The 22,406-nt window shown below is 30.9% G+C and carries 15 protein-coding genes; 5 read left to right on the forward strand and 10 right to left on the reverse strand.

Annotated elements, in window-relative coordinates:
• Nucleotides 1-346 precede the first annotated feature (346 nt).
• Nucleotides 347-1,606: a D-alanyl-D-alanine carboxypeptidase family protein gene (locus KPL50_RS22675; RefSeq protein ID WP_216300810.1), complete on the forward strand. Its 1,260-nt coding sequence runs from the start codon at nt 347-349 to the stop codon at nt 1,604-1,606.
• A gap of 3 nt (nt 1,607-1,609) precedes the next feature.
• Nucleotides 1,610-1,897: a helix-turn-helix transcriptional regulator gene (locus KPL50_RS22680; protein WP_216300811.1), complete on the forward strand. Its 288-nt coding sequence runs from the start codon at nt 1,610-1,612 to the stop codon at nt 1,895-1,897.
• A 520-nt stretch (nt 1,898-2,417) separates the two neighbouring features.
• Here the strand turns inward: KPL50_RS22680 and KPL50_RS22685 are convergent.
• Nucleotides 2,418-3,314: a DMT family transporter gene (locus tag KPL50_RS22685; RefSeq protein ID WP_216300812.1), complete on the reverse strand. Its 897-nt coding sequence runs from the start codon at nt 3,312-3,314 to the stop codon at nt 2,418-2,420.
• Between the two features lie 326 nt (nt 3,315-3,640).
• Here KPL50_RS22685 and KPL50_RS22690 point away from each other — a divergent pair, with 326 nt between their 5' ends.
• Nucleotides 3,641-5,383 carry a phosphoenolpyruvate carboxykinase gene (locus KPL50_RS22690; RefSeq protein WP_216300813.1) on the forward strand — a complete coding sequence of 581 codons (1,743 nt, stop codon included), beginning with the start codon at nt 3,641-3,643 and terminating at the stop codon, nt 5,381-5,383.
• 111 nt (nt 5,384-5,494) lie between these two features.
• Here the strand turns inward: KPL50_RS22690 and KPL50_RS22695 are convergent, their stop codons facing one another.
• The 3 genes from KPL50_RS22695 to KPL50_RS22705 all read right to left on the reverse strand — a co-directional run bounded on the left by KPL50_RS22695 (nt 5,495) and on the right by KPL50_RS22705 (nt 11,876).
• Nucleotides 5,495-7,492 carry a DNA topoisomerase gene (locus KPL50_RS22695; RefSeq protein ID WP_216300847.1) on the reverse strand — a complete coding sequence of 666 codons (1,998 nt, stop codon included), beginning with the start codon at nt 7,490-7,492 and terminating at the stop codon, nt 5,495-5,497.
• A gap of 122 nt (nt 7,493-7,614) precedes the next feature.
• Nucleotides 7,615-10,518 carry an ATP-binding protein gene (locus KPL50_RS22700; RefSeq protein ID WP_216300814.1) on the reverse strand — a complete coding sequence of 968 codons (2,904 nt, stop codon included), beginning with the start codon at nt 10,516-10,518 and terminating at the stop codon, nt 7,615-7,617.
• Nucleotides 10,519-10,529: 11 nt separating this feature from the next.
• Nucleotides 10,530-11,876 carry a DNA repair exonuclease gene (locus tag KPL50_RS22705; protein WP_216300815.1) on the reverse strand — a complete coding sequence of 449 codons (1,347 nt, stop codon included), beginning with the start codon at nt 11,874-11,876 and terminating at the stop codon, nt 10,530-10,532.
• A gap of 255 nt (nt 11,877-12,131) precedes the next feature.
• Between KPL50_RS22705 and ltaE the strand changes: the two genes are divergently transcribed.
• Nucleotides 12,132-13,169 carry a low-specificity L-threonine aldolase gene (gene ltaE / locus KPL50_RS22710; protein WP_216300816.1) on the forward strand — a complete coding sequence of 346 codons (1,038 nt, stop codon included), beginning with the start codon at nt 12,132-12,134 and terminating at the stop codon, nt 13,167-13,169.
• Between the two features lie 601 nt (nt 13,170-13,770).
• On the opposite strand, the gene KPL50_RS22715 is transcribed toward ltaE, so the two are convergent.
• The 3 genes from KPL50_RS22715 to KPL50_RS22725 form a co-directional block, all read right to left on the reverse strand.
• Nucleotides 13,771-14,352 carry a GerMN domain-containing protein gene (locus KPL50_RS22715; RefSeq protein WP_216300817.1) on the reverse strand — a complete coding sequence of 194 codons (582 nt, stop codon included), beginning with the start codon at nt 14,350-14,352 and terminating at the stop codon, nt 13,771-13,773.
• 241 nt (nt 14,353-14,593) lie between these two features.
• Entirely contained in the window at nt 14,594-15,340 is a 747-nt protein-coding gene (locus KPL50_RS22720) for a SprT-like domain-containing protein (RefSeq protein WP_216300818.1), read from the reverse strand.
• Between the two features lie 230 nt (nt 15,341-15,570).
• The gene (locus tag KPL50_RS22725) at nt 15,571-17,898 is read right to left on the reverse strand and encodes a VIT and VWA domain-containing protein (protein WP_216300819.1); all 2,328 of its coding nucleotides are present in this window, start codon (nt 17,896-17,898) and stop codon (nt 15,571-15,573) included.
• 291 nt (nt 17,899-18,189) lie between these two features.
• Between KPL50_RS22725 and KPL50_RS22730 the strand changes: the two genes are divergently transcribed.
• The gene (locus KPL50_RS22730) at nt 18,190-19,419 is read left to right on the forward strand and encodes a 6-phosphofructokinase (protein ID WP_216300820.1); all 1,230 of its coding nucleotides are present in this window, start codon (nt 18,190-18,192) and stop codon (nt 19,417-19,419) included.
• A gap of 451 nt (nt 19,420-19,870) precedes the next feature.
• Here the strand turns inward: KPL50_RS22730 and KPL50_RS22735 are convergent, their stop codons facing one another.
• The 3 genes from KPL50_RS22735 to KPL50_RS22745 all read right to left on the reverse strand — a co-directional run bounded on the left by KPL50_RS22735 (nt 19,871) and on the right by KPL50_RS22745 (nt 22,162).
• Nucleotides 19,871-20,509 (reverse strand): hypothetical protein, encoded by a 639-nt coding sequence (locus tag KPL50_RS22735; protein ID WP_216300821.1) that lies wholly within the window; start codon nt 20,507-20,509, stop codon nt 19,871-19,873.
• A 165-nt stretch (nt 20,510-20,674) separates the two neighbouring features.
• On the reverse strand, nt 20,675-21,451 hold the full coding sequence (locus tag KPL50_RS22740; protein ID WP_216300822.1) for an A24 family peptidase: 777 nt from the start codon (nt 21,449-21,451) through the stop codon (nt 20,675-20,677).
• A 300-nt stretch (nt 21,452-21,751) separates the two neighbouring features.
• Nucleotides 21,752-22,162, reverse strand: a complete 411-nt coding sequence (locus KPL50_RS22745; protein WP_216300823.1) for a prepilin-type N-terminal cleavage/methylation domain-containing protein — start codon at nt 22,160-22,162, stop codon at nt 21,752-21,754.
• Between the last annotated feature and the right edge of the window lie 244 nt (nt 22,163-22,406).

Below are 22,406 nucleotides of genomic sequence, written 5' to 3' on the forward strand. Positions count from 1 at the left end.
TAATGCTCATTTATCCACCTCTAATCTTTATTCCATTATACATAGAAAAACCCTATAGCGTAGGTTTTTTTAAATCGTCTACTCTATAGGGTACATTTTATAGCGAGTTTGAACTTTTTAGTATCTTTCAATAAATTTAGTTTAGAATTACTTAGCGAAGCGACTGCATTCCTAGCAATATATACTTTTCGTTATAGCATAATATAAGAAAAAACTCTTAATTTAAGATAATGTTATAATTAGCCATTATTCAATGTACCTTGTTCTTAATATATTAAAATGATATACTAATTTTGTGTTTATCAGTAGATAAATATAAAATCTAACGTAAATGGAGAGATGAAAATTGAAAAAAATAAATAGACTTTTATTATTTGCACTAGTATTTACACAGATTTTTTCTACATCTGTTTTTGCTGCTGTGAAACCACTAGACTTAATTGGTAAAGCTGCTATTTCTGTAGATATGGATACTAATGAAATTATTTACACTAAAAGCATTGATGATACGATGTACCCTGCAAGTATTACTAAGCTTATCACAGCCTTGCTACTTGCTGAAAATAAGAAATCAACTGAAAATTTGACTTATACAAAAACTGCAAAAGCACAACCACCTTATTCCTATAACCTAAATATTCATCCTATAGCAGTTGGTGATACTATGTCAGCTGATGACGTAATGGATGCACTTCTTCTCTATTCTGGAAATGATATAGCATATATGATTTCAGATAATGTTGGGGGAAGTGAAACCGCTTTTGCTAAAATGATGAATGACAAAGCTGTGAAGTTAGGAATGAAAAATTCTCACTTTATAACTCCAAATGGCTTGGATGATAAAAATGATCAACATTTTACAACCGCTTATGACTTAGCTATCTTAGGTAGAGCTGCATACAAAAACGCTAGAGTACGGGAATCTATGGCTAAAAAAACTAGCGCAGTAAAATCTACTAATGGCCCTGAAGCTATCGTTGTAAATAGAAATAAACTCCTTGGGGTAGATGGTAACATAGGTGGTAAAACTGGCTATACGCTAAAGGCTGGAAGGTGCCTAGTTTCTATATATGAACGTAATGGTCGCCATATCATAGGAGTTGTTATGAATTCTGAGAACGACCCAAAAGATACAAAAGTCTTTGAAGATATGCAGAAATTAATTGATTGGAGTTATGCTGCAAAAAAAGAAGTACTTATTAAAAAAAATACTGTAGTCAAAACAATTTCTGTACCCTATAAGGTTATTCCATTCATAGGACCAGAAAGAAAAATTAATATTCCATTAGAGTCAAAAGAAGATGTGACTTCTTATACTAATGAAGTAAAACCACAAACTATTGTTAAAGCTGAGGGGATAAATCCATGGAAGCTTAGCAAAGAGACCTCTGTTGGAACTTTAGATTATAAACAAAGAGATGCACAAAAAAGCTATAAGTTATATCCAATGATTTCAAAATCTGCCCTTATTAAAGACAATATAGTAATCTATGCTATAGCTTCTATTTTGCTACTTGTAGTTTTAGCTTTAATTGTATTATTAATTTCTTCAATTAGAAAACGTAAGAACCGTGGTGGTAGAAGTATGAGTTTTAGAAGGAGATAAAAAATGAATAAAGATTTTCAACAATATACAGAAATTGCAGAATTATTAAAAGCTCTTGCTCATCCTGTGCGAATATGTATTATAAGAGGGCTTATGAACAAGGGGAGTTGCAACGTTAGCTATATGCAGGATTGCCTAAACCTCCCTCAATCCACCATTTCTCAACACCTTCAAAAGTTAAAAGCTTTAGGAATTATCCAAGGTGAAAGAAATGGGCTACAAATTAATTATAAAATTTGTAATGAAACCATAGTAAACATAGTAAACGCAATGTTTCCTGATGAACCTTAGTTCAAATTTATCAAAAGGCACGTAGTACTAAAAAATTAGTACTGCGTGCCTTTTCTCATAGTATTCTAAAACAAAAGTATACTATGAGAAAAAGAACTACATTGGGGGGTACTAAACAACACTATAATATTTATCAGTTTCTTTTCAATGGTTTTTATTTATTTCACTTATGCTATGTATAAGATATCTAGAAACTAATTAATAGCTTACAGCTGTATACCTAAACTATTTTTACTCCAATTTACTTCAAAAAATATATTCGTGAATGAAATCATGTAGAAGTATGAAATTTCTCTGGAGTGAATTGCAATAAGAAACGACGAAACTATTGAAATTCCATTTAGAAATTCTTCTTTTGCGAATATAAAATTCTCGTAAGCTTGCACAGGACGTGCAAGCTAGCGAACCTTAGGCAGGACGCCGAATGTGAGCGTTAGAGAATATTATATGAGCAAAAGATTAGAATTTCTAAATGGAATTTCTAGTTTTTAGTTCTTTTGCAAGGCACGCAAGAGAACTTTCATACTCCCTTGAGTTTTCTAAAATTGAATTTCCCATCTAAACTAACTAAGGTTACCCCCATTATTATGACTATGCACCCTACTACTTGCCAAATCGTTACAACTTCATGGAGTATTACTCCAGCAGCAATTAAACTCATAATAGGTTGTAAATTTATATATGTAGTAATGACAGTTGCTCCAAGATCTTTTAGACAATGCACATACATTACATATCCAATGCAAGAGCAAAAAATAGATAAAAACAGTAAATTAAGTACAACTTTTGTAGATGGAATTTGTAGTGGGCTAAAAAACAGTGAAGGACTTAGAAACAATGATCCCCACATGATTTGATAAGTAGTTATAGTAATAACTTTATAAGTTCCTTTAAAGCTACTACAAACCATATTATAAATAATCCAAGAAAATACTGCTCCCAGTGCCATCAAATCTCCTACATTCCCTTTTGATAATAAACTTGCGCTACCCTTGGATACAATTATTATAATAATTCCAACTAAGCTTAAGGTAGCACCAAATATTTTTCCGTAGGTTAGTTTTTCTTTATAAATTATTCGTTGAGAGAATATAGTAAATACTGGTATAGTCGCAATTAAAATTGCCACATTTGACGCAGAGGTGTATGCTACAGAATAGTTTTCAAAGACAAAATATACTGCTACTCCAAAAAGTCCGCCCAGTGCAAATTTGACTTTGTCCACTTTTAGAACTTTTTCTTCAGGAAATTTTACTTTTAATATTATGAATAAAAATATTGAGGCTAACATAAATCTATAAAATGCTGATAATGTTGGACTTACCTCTTCTGATACAACCTTTATGCTTAAATAAGATAAGCTCCATATAAACATTAAGATTATTGCCATTACATGAGAAATTCTTTTGTTTGTCAATATATCACTCTCCTTATTTTTTCTTTACTGCGCACAAAAACAAACAACAAGCCTTTATGCAAATCTATTCTGACTTGTCATTTACTTTCATATACCTAGCATTATTATATCTTAGAATTTCCCAAAATTACACTTTAATTTTATTTTCTCGAGCTAATATAATATATTAAAATACGTTTTTTGCAATTTTATCATTGTCAATATTTCATTTTTAGAGTATTATAGTATAGTATTGAAATATAAACTGTTGTTTATGAAAATATCAACTTCACTAAACTTCATTTTACTGATTTTAATTTATGTACTAACCATATGGAGGTGCCAATTTGAAAAAAGAATTTTCTCTAAGTAACGATAATGTATTGATAAATTTCACGGCAAAATACTGTAATAGTCCTGAAAAATTATTGGAAAGTAATGGTTTTAGAAGGGTTTTTAACGCTTATCTTAAGAAAATAAAGAAGAAAAATTCAAATATCTATAAATATTTAATCCAAAATGCTCAAATAGAAAATGAGGATTTAGATGTTTTCATGATACATTTATTTAAACTTTTATCTATATTAAATGTAAATGAAATTATAAATTTAAATACTAAATATAGCTCTTTTATAAATAGTAAGGATATTTTTATTGATTTTATTGAAGATTTTTATGGGTTTTGGAGAAAACTTGAAAGATACACTGTAATTCAAAACAATAAAATTAATGATGGCTTAGAAAAAACAAGCTTTATTGAAGCTAACAATGATTTTTCCATGCTTATACTTAATTTATACAGAAAAATTGAGGAGAATGTAGTTGGTCATAAACCTATGGTTTACAGACAACTCCCTGCTGGTGGCAATGCTGGTCTTATTGTTAATAATGCACATTGGCCTATACCCTCTGGATATGAAAAATTAAAGGACGTTCCCTTTATTGAATCAATAATGCTGGATTTACCTTATATAAGCTACCCTAAAAGAAACACTCGTGATGGTATTTTTGATGAATGTTTTGAAAACCCACTAGAGCATTGTACACTAAGCACTGACCATTGGTTTTGTTATCCTGCTAAAGTAGGCTCACTACTTGCCTTCATTTATGTTCACAGAGATTTTATGGCGCATGCAATAACTCTATGTAACCTATTTGAAATGGCAAGAGAAAAAGAATACAGGGGCATAAAACCGGATATAGTTTTTGTTTTTGGAGCTAAAGATTCCTCTCCTAAAGTCAAAACAGTATTTTATGACGATTCAGAAAATGATATTATGCTTGGATATATAAGTTATGGTGAAGAAATTGATTACTTCGGATATGTAAAAAAGATGACCTTAACGCTTCATAACTTGATAATGATTAAACGAGGTTATTTACCGATACACGGTGCCATGGTAAACGTGGTTATGAATAATGGTAAAAGTGCAAATGTTGTTATTATGGGGGATAGTGGTGCAGGTAAATCTGAATGCTTAGAAGCCTTTAGGAGTTTAAGTGAAGATTACGTAAGTGACATGACCATTGTCTTTGATGACATGGGTGTTGTAACCATGAACGCCGGTGAAAAACCCTTAGGTTTTGGAACAGAAATTGGTGCTTTCGTAAGACTAGATGATTTAGATGCTGGTTATGCTTTTAAAGAAATTGATAGAAGTATTTTTATGAATCCTGATAAAATTAATGCAAGACTTGTTATGCCTGTAGCAAGCTATAAAGATATTATTAAGGGCTACCCTATAGATTTATTTCTCTACGCAAACAATTACGAGGAGGTAGTACCTGGCAATGAAGAAATCAATTTCTTTGCAAATCCACTGGACGCCATTGATGTTTGCAAAAAAGGAGCAAGAATGGCAAAAGGTACAACTACTGAACTCGGTCTCGTAACCTCTTATTTTGCAAATCCCTTTGGTCCTCTTCAAAAACAAGAACTAGTGGATGTACTTATAGATCAATATTTTGAGGAATTCTTCAAAACAGGAGTAAAAGTTGGACAAATTAGAACTTCCTTAGGTATAAAGGGTCAGGAAAAAGATGGTCCTAAAAAAGCAGCTAAAAAATTATTTGAATTAATTATAAAATAAAAGAATCATATATTGAACAGAAGGAATAGTCGCAAGTAATTCTAAGACTATTCCTTCTACCCAATATACGATTTTTTTATATTTTACCAATATTTGTATTAATAATAGAAACTACTCCGCTCCTGTATGAGGATTTTTGTAAAATGAACTTACAGCATCAAAATTGTTTTTAAGCCTTAAGGCATTGTTTAGTTTAAGTACTCTATCAGTATTTTTAATAATATAATTCTCAAGCTTATCCATGTATAAATTCCCTGCTATTTCATTTTGGGTAACCATGGTTAACCCCTTTTCCCAACTAGCTGTTAATTCTGGATTTAATAAGGTTGGTATAGAATTTTTTACCACATCATAAATAATTTCCCCAAGGAGCGCAGGCATAACTACCTGAGTTTTATTATTAGATTTAATATATCCTATTTTTTCAAGTTTTGTTAAAATTCCTGACCGCGTAGCACTTGTACCAATTCCAGAGCCTTTGATATGCTCTCTTAGCTCTTCATCTTCAATAAGTTTACCTGCATTTTCCATAGCTATAATTATTGAACCTGTGGTAAATCTTTTAGGAGGAGAAGTTTTGCCTTCTTTTACAATTAAGTCTTCTAAATTCACACTTTGACCTTTTTTCAAAGTACTTAAAAATTTCATATTCACGTTCTCACTATCATTAGTGTCATTATCAGGTTTCAAAACCTCCAAATAACCCAGTTCAATACAAACCTTGTCTGATGTGAAAAACCTTTCTTTGTTGATCTTGGTTATAACAGAAACCTTGCTATAAACAGCAGGTGGATAAAATATTGCAAGGAACCGTCGTAGCACTAAATTATAGATTTTCTTTTCTATATCTTTTAACGCCATATAGCTTTGAAGACCTTCCCCTGTTGGAATAATAGCATAGTGATCTGTGATTTTGCTATCATCAACATATTTTGTTTTAGCTATATTACTGTACCACTTTTTATCTAGGATATTTCCAGCTATATTTTTTATTTCTTCATCTGCCTTAAAATTTATTAGTTTTTGAATGTTTTTATTTATTTCCTTTGCCACAGCTGTAGATAATACCCTAGCATCTGTTCTTGGGTATGTAAGCATTTTCTTCTCATATAGAGCTTGAATGTGACTAAGTGTCTGTTCTGGGTTTATTTTAAACTTTTTAGAACACTCATTTTGTATTTCTGCTAAATTAAAGAGTAGAGGAGCATTCTTATTTTCTTTCTTCTTGGTAACATTCTCAACTACAACTTTACCATCTAGACTAGCATCACGAAGTTCGCCTATTAACTTCTCTGCCATTTCTTGTTTTTTAAATCCACCCTCATTATATAGAAGTGGTGAGTCAAAATATTCTGAGCCTTCTACCGCTTTCCATTCTCCCTCGTAAACAGACCCTTCATCTACCTTAAAACTTCCTATAATTTTATAAAAAGGAGTAACAATAAACTCTCTAACTTCTCTTTCCCTTTGAACCACCATTCCAAGCACACAAGACATTACGCGTCCCACTGCAATAACTATATAATTTTTCCCTAGATAATTACTTACAGTTTTTCCATATACTAAACTTAGAAGCCTTGAAAAATTAATTCCCATTAGGTAATCTTCTTTTGCTCTTAAATAAGCAGCTTCAGATAGTGTATCATACTCTTTCAAATCCTTTGCTTCTTTTACACCGCGAATAATTTCCTCTTCCGTTTGTGAATCTATCCAAACTCTCCGTTTTTGTTTATTAGGACTCCCAGCCAAATCATCAACCAGTCTATATATGTACTCTCCTTCTCTCCCAGAGTCTGTACAAACATAAATCCTATCAATATCTTCGCGGAGTAGTTGGTTCTTAACTATATTAAATTGTTTTTTTACTCCATCTATAACTTCATATTTATATTTTTTAGGTAAAAATGGCAAGGTATCTAAAGACCATTTTTTCAATTTTACATCATATTTTTCTGGATAACTCATAGTAACTAGATGTCCCACACACCATGTAACAACAGCTTTATCAGATTCTATAAATCCATCCGATTTTCTCCCATTTATTTTTAAGGCTTTAGCAAACTCTGCAGCAACACTTGGTTTTTCTGTAATAAATAATGCCTTACTGATATGTACCACTTCACTTTCCGTTTAATTACATAATAGTCTCTGTCTAAAATGTCGTTGTTAATCCTTTAAAAATTAATTATACCATTATCTATACAACTATTTCAAAAGAAATTAAATGTGTCTTATAGTGTCTTTAGATATTCTTGTAAATCTCCCCCAGTGCTTTTTGTGAATTTACCCTTATCTAATTTGAAATATTGAGCCTGCTTGCATTGCGCCCTTATTAATTCTACTAAGGTTGCATGACAAGTGAGCACAAAAATCTGATGTGTCTTTGCGAGTTTTTCTAAGGCCATAACTGTATTTTTAGTGTGTGCTATATCAAAATTTACAAAGGAATCGTCAAGTATAACTGGTAAACAAGGCTTAATTTCTTTTATTCTGCTTATGCGGACTGCTAAGAATAATTGCTCCTTTGTACCCCTGCTTAACTCTTTTGAGCTGGCTACAATACTCTCATCCCGTAGTATTGTTTTAAAGTCTCCCTGCATTATATCCTCCATAGGCATAATATCTTTGTATTCTCCTGAGGTTATTTCACTTAGAATATCACTAGCTCCCTTTAAGAGCTTATCCTTAGTGTTTGATAAAAATCTCTCTCTAATTTTTTCTAAGAATAAGGCCGCTGTATTATAAACTGCATAGGTTTCTGCAAGAGGTCTTAACTGTCCTCTTGCTTCTATAATATTTTGCTCATATTGTAATAACTTGTCATCAGAATTCAAGGCTTGGATCTCATCTTTTGTACTCTGTTTTTCATTCTTTAAATCAGCTAATTGTCTTATCAATTCACTATTTTCAGTATTCAAAACCTCATAATCATAATTTAGTTCAGAAATGCTAACATACTGCTTATACAAATCATCCAGCACTTCTAATAGCTTTTCATTTTCATCCGGATTTAGTTCCACTTCTTTTCTTTCATCATATAGTAATCGCCCTACACGCTGGCTTTTTACACCTTGCAGTAACTTATCATTAATAATTTTTAATTCATTCTTGTGACTAGCATATTTTATATACTTTTCACCCACACTTATATATTTTTCTAAGGATAAAATTATATTTTCATGCTGATTTTCCTTTGAATTGCTCCACCCAGGAATATTTACAGCTGAATGATCTCTAGCCAGAAACTCTTCAATTTCACGCTCCACCAACCTTAATCTTGAAAAGCTCTTTTCAGTTTTTTCTCCTAGCATCAAATGCTTATATAAAAGCTCTACCTTTAGTAATATGTCATTGCAAATACTACTAATATTATCTATATCTATATCTATTTCCTTTGTGCTTATTTGTTCTGAATTTTTAATATTAAAATAAGTAAATTTATTGTGCAGCACATTAATATCATTCAAATACTCACGAGTAGCACTAAATTCATTATCTAGCTTTTTCTTTAATAAATTATATTCGGATATTTCATCCTTCAAAAAAGCTGCAATTTTAAAATAATCTTTAATACCCTCAGCTGTTACTCTGGCATCAAGCTTTAAAATATCCCTGTACTCATCCATGATGTTATTCATTTCTATTGAATTTTCCTCTAAATTGTTTAGTTCCCCAGTATTTTTATTAAAAAGAAACTCTAAGTTATCAATGCTAGCTTTAGTCTCTAAATTTCTATTTAGTAATAGTCTGCTATTAGAGTAATTTATAAATAAATACGTGGTTGTGCCTAATGCTCCAATTAATATTATTGAAGCTCCTAGTAGTTTATCTATAAAAAACAATATAAGTCCTAAAATTATAGTTAATAGTGTAAAATAAAAATATTTTTTGGCATAAACAATAGTATCATAAGGTTTAATTTGTTTTTCTAAAATTTCTCTTTGAATTTTATAGTCTTCATTTTTTTTATTACAAACTGCTATTTCGTCTTCTGTTTTTCTAAATTTTTCTATGTTACGCATTAAAACCTCTTGCTGTACCTCATCACAATTAATTTGTTCCACAATATTAAAACTAGCCCAATTATCGTTAGCCTTTCTAATTTTTTTCTTTAGCGATTGCATCTTTTCAGAATATTCCTTTTTAATAATGAGTAGATTTTTTATCATTTCTTTAATGCCAGATAGCCCATTATAAAAGCAAGTAATCTCTACCTTGCTTTCAAGAAGCAACTCTTTAATGCTCTTATCCTTGGATGTTTGACTTTGAAATTCATCCTTTACATTATTATACTGTTCTACTTCTTTAGTAAATTGGGTTTTTAGAGCCTTGGCTTTTTCTATATTATATTCTCTTATATCTTCTGGACTAAAAAAATAATTATGAAGCTCTCCTTCTAGATTTTTCTTATTTTCATTAAGCTCATAATTATGCTTTAACATCTCTAATTTAATTATATTATTATTGCTATTTATAAGTTCCATTTCCTTTGAAATTATAGTGCTCTCAAGCTTTGAATATATTTTTTTCTTTTGCATATAGGTATCTAAAAGTTCCATAGATTTTCTTTTTCCTTCTACGCTTTTTTTAATATTTTCCGCGAAGGGCTTAAACATTTTAGTATAGGGATTTCCACGAGTTCCACCAACCACATTAGCTTTTTCTCTTAGCGCTCTTGCAACTCCTGGTATTTTTATAATGTGCTTAAAGCCTGCACCAAGTAGCATAGACTGAAGATTGCTGTCTTCCTTATCTGAACTCTTATTAAGTTCATCAAGACTTATAGTGAAAAGCTCTCTGTAGGTCGCCTTATCTATATTATATAACCCCTTGTTATCCTTAGCCTCTGTGGCGTTTTTATAGACTATCTCAGGATTACTAAATCCTTTTAACAATAAATTTACTTCACTGCCCTCCTCTGATTCCAAATCGCATCGCACATCATATTGGAATTTAGGAGGTGGTAGGTTACTATTTTGTGAAAAACCATAGGGTATATTTCTAATTACCTTCATTAAGCTAGTTTTGCCGGATCTATTTGCTCCACCAATAACTATTATACCGCCCCCTAAGTCTTCCAGTTTTTCACCTTGAAACACCCCAAAATCTCTAATATCCAACTGTGTTATTTTCAAATTATCACCTCCTACATTATTTCTAAAGCTTCAACTAACTTTTCAATAACTAGTTCCCTTGCTTGCGATATAATATCTTCAATAATTTCCTCATCAATATCAAATTTATCTTCATTCATGTTTTCCGTATAAATTTGCTTCTTCCAAATGGAGCCCCAATTTTTCACCAGTTCTACTCTATGCTCCCCCTCTTCCCTATATAAGCTAATTACCTCATCTAAATCAGCGAAAATAGAGTTTTGCATTTTGAGACTTTCAAAATCTTGCATAAGCGGTGCGGTTCTAAATATTATGGAATCTACCCACATAAAATATTTTTCTGTGGAAAGTTCTTCGTTTATATCCTCTACAAACTGTTTATAATCCTCTTCCTTCATATGAGTTATTTTATCCTGAAGCTCTGTTCTTCCTTTTATTACTAATTGTAGAATATGTCCTTTAAATTCATCATTTATTGCTTCTTTAGGCTGCTCAAATTCATTATAGATTTTAGTAAGACCATATGTTACCTCTTTGGTTTTATCTAAAATTAATCCCATCAAATCACTAAAATTTTCTATTTTGCTCTCTTCAACTATTATTATTTCTACCCTTTTATATATTATAGTTGCTATAGGCAAAAATTCCATTTTAATAATATCTTTCTTGCATACCTCAATGTAGAAAACTCCACCTTGTCCCTGTTCTCCCATATCACGTCCTTGAGGAATTCCTGGAAAAGCTATAATAGGCTTTATAGAACTTAAAATATTAGTTTTATGAATATGTCCAAGAGCCCAATAATCTATATTAGGTACCGCCTTAAGTTCCTCTAAGGTGCAAGGAACATAATTTTTATTATCCCTCTCCAATGCAGTATGTAGCATTGCAATATTAAAGCTATCATTATCCATTAAATAGTTTTCATAGATTTTTTCTCTTTCAGATCGAAGCTTATAAGATTTCCCAACGATTTTTGCTATAATTTCATCATCTTTGCATACCTCATAAATCTCTGCACTATCAGAACTTAAAATATGAACATTTATGGGCATATCAAACAATTCTTGTTTCTCATTTGCAGCATCGTGATTACCGTAAATAACATATACGTGTATGTTTATTTCACTTAGTCTTGTACATTGATTAATAAAAAATCTATTCCCTCGTACAGACCTTAAATAACTGTCATATACATCACCACAAATCAATATAAAATCCACCTTATAAAGAATGGCTATATTACAAATTCTTTCATAACCTCCGTATACAGCTTCGCTGCAAAGGGCTTGTATTTCTTCCGGGGGTTTCCCATTGATATTAAGAAATGATCCTATATGCAAGTCCGCAGCATGAATAAAGCGAAGTGTTCCACTCATTACTTTTCCACCACCTATTTTATTTTAGATGTCAATATAGATATTTTACCATAAAAACCAAATGTATATATAACTCAACTATATTGAAATTTAATAATTTGCTACAATTCGAAAAAATTTTAAGTTATAATAGTACTTATAGAGGATTATAGGTGTCATAACAATTAATAATTGTTATGTACTTAAGCGAACCACGAGGGGCATAACAATTAATAATTATTATGTACCCGAGAGAACTAAGGGGAGGAAATGTATATGAAATTTATAGATTTAAGAAGCGATACAGTAACACAGCCTACACAAAATATGAGACAAGCTATGTTTACAGCTGAGGTTGGAGATGACGTTTATGGTGATGATCCAACTGTAATTGCACTAGAAGAATATGCTGCTAAACTTGTTGGAAAAGAAGCTGCACTGTTTGTTCCAAGTGGTACTTTTGGAAATCAGCTAGCGCTCTTTACCCATTGTACTCGTGGTAATGAAGTTATTCTTGGTGATGATTGCCACATAGTGGTACATGAAGTTGCTGGTTCATCAATAATTGCTGGAGTTCAGCTTAGAACTCTAATCAGTAATAAGGGAGAACTGGACCCTAAACAAATCCAGTCTAGAATAAGAAAAGAGGATGAGGATATTCATTATCCTAGTACAGGTCTTATATGCATCGAAAATGCTCATTCTTGCGGTAGAGTAATACCACTTTGTACCATGGAAAACATTTACGATTTAGCAAAGCAGCAGGATGTCCCTGTTCATTTAGATGGCGCAAGACTTTTTAATGCTGCTGCATACCTAGATGTAGATGCAAAAGAAATTACTAAATATTGTGACACTGTAATGTTTTGTTTATCCAAAGCTCTTTGTGCACCTATAGGTTCTATTCTTGCTGGTGATAAAAATTTTATTGCCAAGGCAAGAAAGAAAAGAAAGGTTTTAGGTGGTGGCCTTAGACAAGTGGGTATTTTAGCTGCAGCAGGACTTGTGGCATTGCACGAAATGATTCCACAGCTTAAAATAGATCATGCGAATGCTTTATTTCTTGGAGAAGAATTATCAAAAATTCCTGGCATATCAGTAAATAAAGAAGATACACATATTAATATGGTATTCTTTGATATGAGCGCTACTGGATTTAGTAGCGATAAATTAGTAGAAGAATTTTATAATAGAGGAATAAAGATTAATGGAGTAGAAGATGGTTTAATGCGCTTCGTTACACATAACTGGGTTTCTAAAGAAGATATTGAATTTATTATAACCTCTATGAAAGAAATTCTTACTGGCAAATAATACATGGTTTTTTCCAATGATCTTTTGATGACATATAGTATAATAAATTAAAAAAAGCATACAATAATGTTAATAGATGATTCAAAGTGGTTGAGCCAAGAGTGCTCCTAGACTGGAAATAGTTTTAGAGTATTCGGCCAAAGGTGTATACGATATCTACTAAGGTTTTTTATATGCCGGAGGGAAGATTATTATGGGTTCTTAACAGCTGTATATGTGCCTAACTGTACATATATGGTTCTCCCGGATGTATGATAGTCGAGCTAAGATGATATAGGTTGCCGCAGGTTTTATTAGTATATGACTAGGGGTTATTCTTAATCGAGAGATTGTTTTTAGCTCCCAAGGTGTTCTATATGGTCAAGTAAAGATGTATATATGTGCTGTAATGCTCAAATGGGTATGTAAGGATGTATATATGTTGTAGCGTAGATTGCTTTGAGTTGTCAAAAAATCCCTTGGGTTAAAAGACAAGTTATTTTATAATAACTTGTCTTTTTTATTTTAGATACACAAAAATAAATAACAAGTCAGTATGCTAGCATATTTGACTTGTTATTTATTTTAATCTTTTATGTGAAAATGTTATGGCCTATTAATTTTATTTTTTTATCATTTCTAGATTTTCAAGCATAGGCTTGCTAACATCAAAATGACCTTTAATACTCTCTACATTCTTGCCTTCAACAAGAAATTGAACCTTATTTATCCCTAATTCCTTATTTAAAACTAATGTATTTATAATTGAAAACAAAGCCATTCCCTCTCCTGTAGAGCCACCGGATATTTTCTCAGCTCCGCTACTCTTAAAATCAACATAAGCAATATTTTCCTTGACTTGCACATCTATTATTTCTAAATCCACAGGCAATGTTGCAATTAATTTTGTGTCCGTGCTTTTTGCACTAGGTCCTTTTACTAATTCGCCTACAACAGACTTAGCTGTAGGGTTTGCTAAAGTTCTTTTCTCACCTACTAAGTTCATAGCTTGATCATCACTAAAATAAAGTACCATCTCACTACTTTTAATCTCTTCGGTTTTACCTTCTACTTTTGTTTCCACGGCACCTACTACTGCTTTAGAGGATTCTTTTGGCTCCTCTTTTTTTACCTGGTCTTTTCCACAAGCAACCAATGTAAACATTAGTACACTACATAATATTACTGAAAGAATTTTCTTCATTATTGTCACCTTCCTAATAAAATATTATATTAATAATTAATATAAGCTAACGATGAATATTTAAGTATATTAGCAACTATATATAAATTATATCATAAATTATAACCATATGTGGTAATGTTTCTTAAAATTACCTTTACTAAATATATTATAGGATAGGGCAGGTTTTAGCTAAACCCGACCTTAATATTTTTTATTGCAATTTTTAGTAAATAATAATTTTATATAGCAGCTTTTTACTTCATACTAATTGTTCAAAGTTTACATACCATTTAGAATATTTAGTTCCCTCCCCATCTTTATAAGTACCATTCTTATCTTTCACCATAACTGTTGCTCTTTTATTTATCTTATAAATGAATCCACTATACTTTTTATTTTCCTGAAGGAAGCATACATTTTGTCCTATTTTAAAGCCGTAGTCCAATGAAATTATCTCCTTTTGACTTGGCAATTGATGATTTACTTCTGTATGAGCAAATATATTATTAACCATGGTTTTAAACCTACGCTTTTTACAACTAGATTCACTATAAAGATGAAATTCCATCAAATGGCATAATTCATGTTCAAAAACTATTTGAAAAGCCTCTAAGGAATCCGCTGTATTTATACCGGATACTATCTTATCTCTTTCTACCTTATAATATTGGAAAAAGAACTTTATGCCCATTCTTATTTCATAAGTTTTTTCGGTTTCCTGCAATAGTTTCGTTTTTCTACTATATATGGTTTTCCCTGCTGCAGAAGTCATCCTAGTGGATAGGGAAAAAGTTATACCTTCCTTGAAATTGTCTCTAAAATAATTTTCAAAAAATTCTTCATCATACATATGAAATAAAATTTTCACGTCCTCATCTGACATACATTGTATATTTCCTGTATTCACATTTTCAGATTTAGCCATAAATTTGTTTCTTATAGTATCCCGCTTTTTAATTATTTCCTGCTCACTGTATTTTAAATCTTTTATATTCTGTCCTGTCATTGTCCTTACTTCCTTATACTTAAGTACCTTTAAAAAATAATAAGTGCTCATTCTTAAGGTGCTTTATTTTAACTAATAATTTCTAAATATAATATATCATGATTCTAGAATAATAACTATCCATCTTTTATAAATACGCAAACAAAAATCCCACATATAGAACTTGTGGGATCTTTGCATTTAAATGCTATAATAAAAGTTAAATCTTCAGCTAGATTGCTGAAATGTTATTAAACAATTTTTAAAATAGCAGCATGAATTATAAAATTAAGTGTGTCTTTAGGCTCATTAGACTGCTGCCTTACAGCATTAATAAATTCCTTCTGAATCTGAACTAAGTCAATATTATGCAACTCAAATTTTTCTTCTATTTCATGTATTTTCTTTTCAATATTTCCCTTTTGGAAAGATAGTGCTACATCTTTTTTAATAGATAACTTTAAAACTAACAATAAGTTTTGATATTCTTCATTATTTAAATCTAAATCAGTTTCCCTTAATGATTTGTTTAAAAACTCTAAAGATTTATTTAATTGATTAGTATACATCTTAACGTCTTCACTACCCATTATAAATGCTAACATTGCTTTTACAGTGTAATTTATATTGCTTTCCAGGCTATCATCCACATTTATACCAAAGGCTCCACTAGCAAATTGATTAGAGGCTAAAACTCGTAATACCTCGTTTCTTTTAAAATTGGAATATTTATCATGATTTTCCTTTAGTTTTGATAGATCTTTATAGTAGAAAGCTGTTGATTCAGATTCCTCATCCAAACTTTCATAGGAAAGCTCTAATGATTGGGTAGTTTTTACAGGTAATATCTTCCTTATTCTTATACCTACAATTGGATCTTCCATCTCTTCATAAAGCATAAAAGAAGTTTCTTTACAAATTATGCCAACCTTTTTAGAAATTTCAACAATCTTATTAATCATTGCTTCCTGAAGTTCCCCGCGTTCATATTTAACTCTATGTTGAAGCGATTCTATACGTTTTTTGTACCATATTTTCTCAATTAAATTAACGTTTTCTTCTAGTTCAAGGTCATTTAGCTTAATTATTCTTTGCATTCTATTTTTTCCAACTTTTCCTTTTAAAACTACTACTCCCTCTACTTCCCCATTAATTTTAGCAAAAATTGAAAAGGGTTCTTTATCATACATATACTTAATTGTTCTTGGGAATGTTGTTTCCACCTTCATCTTACCCCAATCAATTTCGATATCAGTAACTTGTGGATTTTTAATTCTATTGAATTGTTTAAGTACCACATCTTCAATTCTTTCCCCAGGGTAAATAACTTCTGCAGCGCCATAAGAAATACGAGCTAATTTATTTATAAAATAGCTATTTACAGAAGTATCTATTCCAAAAGGAAATATTCGACTTTCTTTAATGTTTTCTTCTACAAAGTTCAATATTTCTTTTTCATTTTCCACTAAATCATCTGTAAATAAGAATATTATATTTTCCTCTTTTTCACTTTTTCCCAGTAGTGCATACTTTATTGCATCAAAAATCACTGCTTCTTTTTCTGCCTTAAGTCCTTCAATCCACGTGCTCGCAGCACTTAAGTTTTCTTCATTAAAATCAACTTTTGTCTCTTTAGAAAAGTAATGAAGCTCATCTCCAAAGGCAGCAATATTAAAGGTATCTCCTAAATTTAAATTTCTCAAAGATAGTTGAAGAGCATTTTTACCCTCTATTAGCTTATTTCCCCCCATTGACTGTGATAAATCTAGAAGGAATATATAATTTGCTCCGGATACCTCTTGCTCTATTTCGATTTCAGGAATAAATCTTAAATATAAAATCCCTTTTTCATCCCTAGGGTAATCATATATCATTCCTGTAGTTTCCAATTTTTCTTGTTCCTCTAGTGTAATTTCTAAATCTTTATCCATTCTTTGATTTTTTCCATCTAAAGTTACTTTATACAGATTATTATCTTCATATTCAACTTTTAGTTTATGAGAAGAACACTTAAATTCTAATTTTGTCAAAGATTCAACTAATAGCCTTAAAGTAAATTTATAAGGATGGGGTTTACTAGTGCCACCATCAACAGTAGAAAGTAACGTACTGTTTTCTGAAAGATTTATTGGTGGTACTATTGTTGGAATAACTAATTTCAAGTTTCTATTTTCATAGGTAAGTTCTTCTATATAAGACACTTTAATTTTTACAACTTCATTAGAAATAATCTTGCCAATTACTATTCTAAATATATTATCATTAAATTCTTCGAGCAAGATGGTATTGTTATCATCCTCATCTTTGAAATTCTCATATATCTTATTTGCTTCTTCTTTATCTTGTATTAACCCCTTTATAGTTCTCCCACCAAGAACTGCTTCAAACCCTGATATAACAGCTCCCTCTGGAATTGGAAAAGTATAAATTGCCTCTACATCATTTGTTCCTTTATTTTCATATACATGATCAATAGTATACTCAGCGAATTCACCACACAAATTTCCTCTTATATTAACTTCTTTTAAAATAATGTTATTCTTCAATTCTTTTCCATGGTTTGCATTATAATTTGCCATTGTACCCCTCCTGATTTTATATCGCAAAGATTTACCAAAATCTTTAAAATATTATACATATATTTTATCATTAATAATAAAATTAGTCTTTGAATTTCTTAAAATAATTTTAAAATTATTCCATATTTTTACTATTAATATTTTTCATTGTATTTATACTTATTATTTTCAAATGAATCATTTAAAATTCATTTCCATCTTGAGTAACTTAAACTTATACCTTATAATTAATTAGTAGATTCTATAAATTGCAATCTCAATTTAATTCCTATGGAAAGGGGAAATTCTAAAATGAAAAATTGTATAGTAGCGCAATCAGGAGGTCCAACTTCTGTAATAAATGCTAGTGCTGTGGGAGTGCTAGACGAGAATATTAACTCTCACTATTATGATAACGTTTATGCTGGCATAAACGGAATACAAGGTATTTTAAACGACCATATCGTAAACCTATCTAGCTTACCTTATGAGGATGTTAAGGGATTAAAATACACTCCCTCCTCTGGTCTTGGCTCTTGCAGATATAAGTTAAAATCCTACGAAAAGAGCCCTGAAGAGTACTTAAAGCTTTTCGAAATATTAGAAAAATATGAAATCAAAACCTTCTTTTATATCGGAGGTAATGACTCACAAGATACTGTTAATAAATTTAGTATCTACGCTAAGGAACATAATAAGGATGTAAAATTTATTGGTATACCTAAAACTATAGACAATGACCTACCAATTATGGATCATACTCCCGGATTTGGTAGTGCAGCTAAGCTAATTGCCACCTCTGTTCTTGAAAACTTCCTAGATGCTAGTGTATATCCTGCAAAAGGTGTCTTCATACTTGAAACTATGGGCCGGGATACTGGATGGCTAGCAGCTAGTGCTTGTGTTGCAACTATTAATGGTAAACCTGCTGCAGACTTCATATATCTTCCTGAAGTTGCTTTTAGTTCAGAGAATTTTTTAAAGGATGTAAGTAGAAAACTTACTGAGAAAAATCATGTTTTCGTAGTAGTCTCTGAGGGCATCAGAACTAAAGACGGAAAATTTCTAGGCGAAACTTCCGAAACTGGCCTTGATAAATTTGGTCATGCTCAATTAGGTGGCGTTTGTGCTTACCTTAAGAATTTAATTTTAACAACTAATACGGCTGAAAAAGTCAGAGTTTTAGAACTTTCAACAATTCAGCGATGCTCAATGCACTGTGCATCACAAACAGACATTGATGAAGCCTATGAAGTAGGTAAAGCCGCTGCTACTTATTCTATTGATGGAATAAGTGGAAACATGATAGGTATAAGAAGGCTTTCAAACTCGCCGTATAAATCTGAACCTTTTGTACTTGAAACCGTAAAAGTTGCAAATAACATTAAATATTTCCCTCTAGAATGGATTAATGAGGAAGGTAATAATGTAACTCGTGAAGCCTATGAGTATACCTTACCATTAATAATGGGGGAACCAAAAATTTCTATAGAAAATGGTCTTCCAAAATACACGTTTTTAGAGGAGCAATTTAAACTTTAAAGCAAAATCACCTGGTAATTCCAGGTGATTTTTTTCATATAATCAAATTCTCAAGCGCGGTGTTTAAATATACTAAAAAAAATGATAGCACAGATATATATCTACGCTACCGAGTTGAGGATTTTTAGTAAAAACAAATTATTAAATATTTACATTGCATTATATAACTATTTACTAAATTGTCTATGTTTATAATATCACAAATGTAACCATTTGCATATGTGATATTTCACAAAAATGATATATTATTTTTGTGAAAAATCATTTTTTTAAATTTTATAACTTTACATTTAACTTCAACTCCAGTATATACAATTAAAGATTTGCCTTTTGTAATTATATTAAATGTGGAATGAATATATCTTATATTAAATATATTCATTTTTTTCATTTTTCAAACTTAAAAAAACTCTATGAAAGATTTTCATAGAGTTTTTTTAAGTTACATATATTAGTATAATGGATTTTCATTACCATATTTAAAATAAATTAATGAATTCAGAAATCTTTGATATTTATTAATTTCAGAGCTAACTTCTCTTCCTCTAAAAACACCCATTGATATAACTTCCCATAAAAACACCCATCCGCCTATATTAAATCCTTGTTGCACCGTTCCTAAAATTATATTTCCCCCAACAGTTGTACCTAAAAAAACAGACACTGCTAACAGACTAAGTGCTGTGAGTAAATATTTAAATAGCTTTTTATAATTATTTTTTAAAATTTTAATTTCTTGGTGTAGATAAAAAGAGTAGTAGGTTTTAATACCTGCAATTAGCAATTCTTCTCTATTTACGTCTTTTCCTTCTTTTGGTAAGTAGAAACATATATCTACTCCATGTTTAGCGGGAATCTCTTCAAAACAGTTTTCAAGAAAATTTGCTAAATCCGGATCCATGTCTCTTTTTTTAAAAGGAGCATTATCCCAGTCATTAAATATATCATTATACTTATCTAAAGCCACCTGTATAACGTAATTTCCTGTACTATTATTTTTCTCGTAAATTTTTTGAAGATAATCACTTTTCTTCGCTTTCATAGCTTTTTTCTTCCATTTACTACTCATGTTCTGCAATACATTTTGCATATTATCAACCCTTCATAACCAATTGAGTTATGTCTCATTATACACCGATTACTGTAAATAGCCAAATAGAGCCATTCTAGATAGTTCAAGAATTATTGAAACTATTCAAGTTATCCTCGAGTTTCCGTTAAAGTCCTTATGTTTAGACCGCAACTTACAACTAATTTATTTTAATGAGCCCATATACCAGTTTAAAATTTTATCCCCCCAAATTATAACAAAAAAAGCAGCCATTATTATAGAAGGTCCAAAGGGCATTTCCGATCTACCATTTTTCTTCTTAAACCTCAATAAATAAACACCAACCACACCACCAATTATAAAAGAAAAAAACATCATCAGAAGGGTTAATTTAAAACCCAAAAACAGGCCACAAAGTCCACAAATTTCTGCATCCCCCCAGCCCATACCCTCTGTTCCAAGAATAAGCTTGGATAATATAATAATAATACTTATGGTACCTGCACCTAATAAAGCACCATAAACATAAGTAACTACTAACTCTCCTAGATAAAAATTCACCCCAAGTAAAATAATCCCCATAGCTATTGCGAGCCAAGTGGTGTTAGTATATACATCCATAGTATCATAATCTATCATAGCCATAACTATTAAAAACGGTATAAGTATTAGATACCTTAATAGAAAAATACTTACTCCATATTGAAAGTAAGTCAATAAAAAAAGTATAGCGGTGGCGAGTTCAACCAGTGCATATCTAATAGATATCTTCTGACCACAGCTCCTGCATTTACCTCTTAAAAAAATCCAGCTAATCACTGGTATAAGATCATAAGTTTTAATATTATTTCCACAGGAGGTGCAGTGAGAGGGTGGAAATGCTATACTTTCTCCTCTTGGAATTCTGTATATACATACATTTAAAAAACTTCCTATTAATAGTCCTAATATAAAGATAGTTATCGGGAAAATACTTTCCATTGGATCACCTCGTCTAATAATATTATTATATATAATTGCACAAGAATTTTGTAGATAAATATTAATGTACACTGTATACCTGAGAAACCCGTCATTTTTATTTTATAACTTTATTTGGGACAACACAACATTATTTTGCAAAAACCGTTATATCTTTATATGTAAATAACTAATTAACCCCCACCTATGAACGTGAGGGCTTTTCCTTCTTAAATTTCGCTAAAGCTAATTATAAGATAATGTATCTATGTATTTTTTAACTTTTGTAGACTGAAAAACTATAAAATTGTTTCTTAATTATTAATCTTTTGCTGTTGGATAGCCCTTTGCCGTAGGATATAAAGTAAATGTACTAGCAAGCTTAGTGCTAACAACTGTAACAGTAACATTGTCATCAGCATCGATGTGAACAAAAAACTTACCATCCTCAATTGCCTTAACAACAGGAGTTGATTGCAGATACTTCACTATATCTGTAGAAACCTCTGCAGCTGCTGTTTTATAAGTTCCTTCAATTTCTTCTTTACCAATAAGTATAGTCGTGGCTTCTGCAATTACCTTTGCACTAGCAATATCAGCCTTTACTTTAGCGTCCTTTTGTATACTTGCATACTTAGGCACAGCAATCGCCGCCAATACAACAATAATTGAAATTACAATTATAATCTCAATCAGGGTAAATCCTTTTTTTCTTTTTACATTTTTTTTCATTTTTAATTCCTCCTCTTATTGTGATTTTTATTTTAACTCCTTTTGGGAGTTAATAACTTTAGCTTGTTTATCTAAAATTCCATCACCAGTACCTGTTCACACCCCATTTTCTATTACCTCAAGTACTTCCTGTAGGGCTAATTTTCGAATTTATGTCCTAATGACTTTTAAAATTCTGTCCACTTTTTTAAAATCGTAAACATACATTTATAATTATTTTTTATCTACTAAAAAATTAACTACC

Source organism: Clostridium sp. CF012 (genome assembly GCF_018861755.1).
Classification (GTDB): domain Bacteria; phylum Bacillota; class Clostridia; order Clostridiales; family Clostridiaceae; genus Clostridium_AD.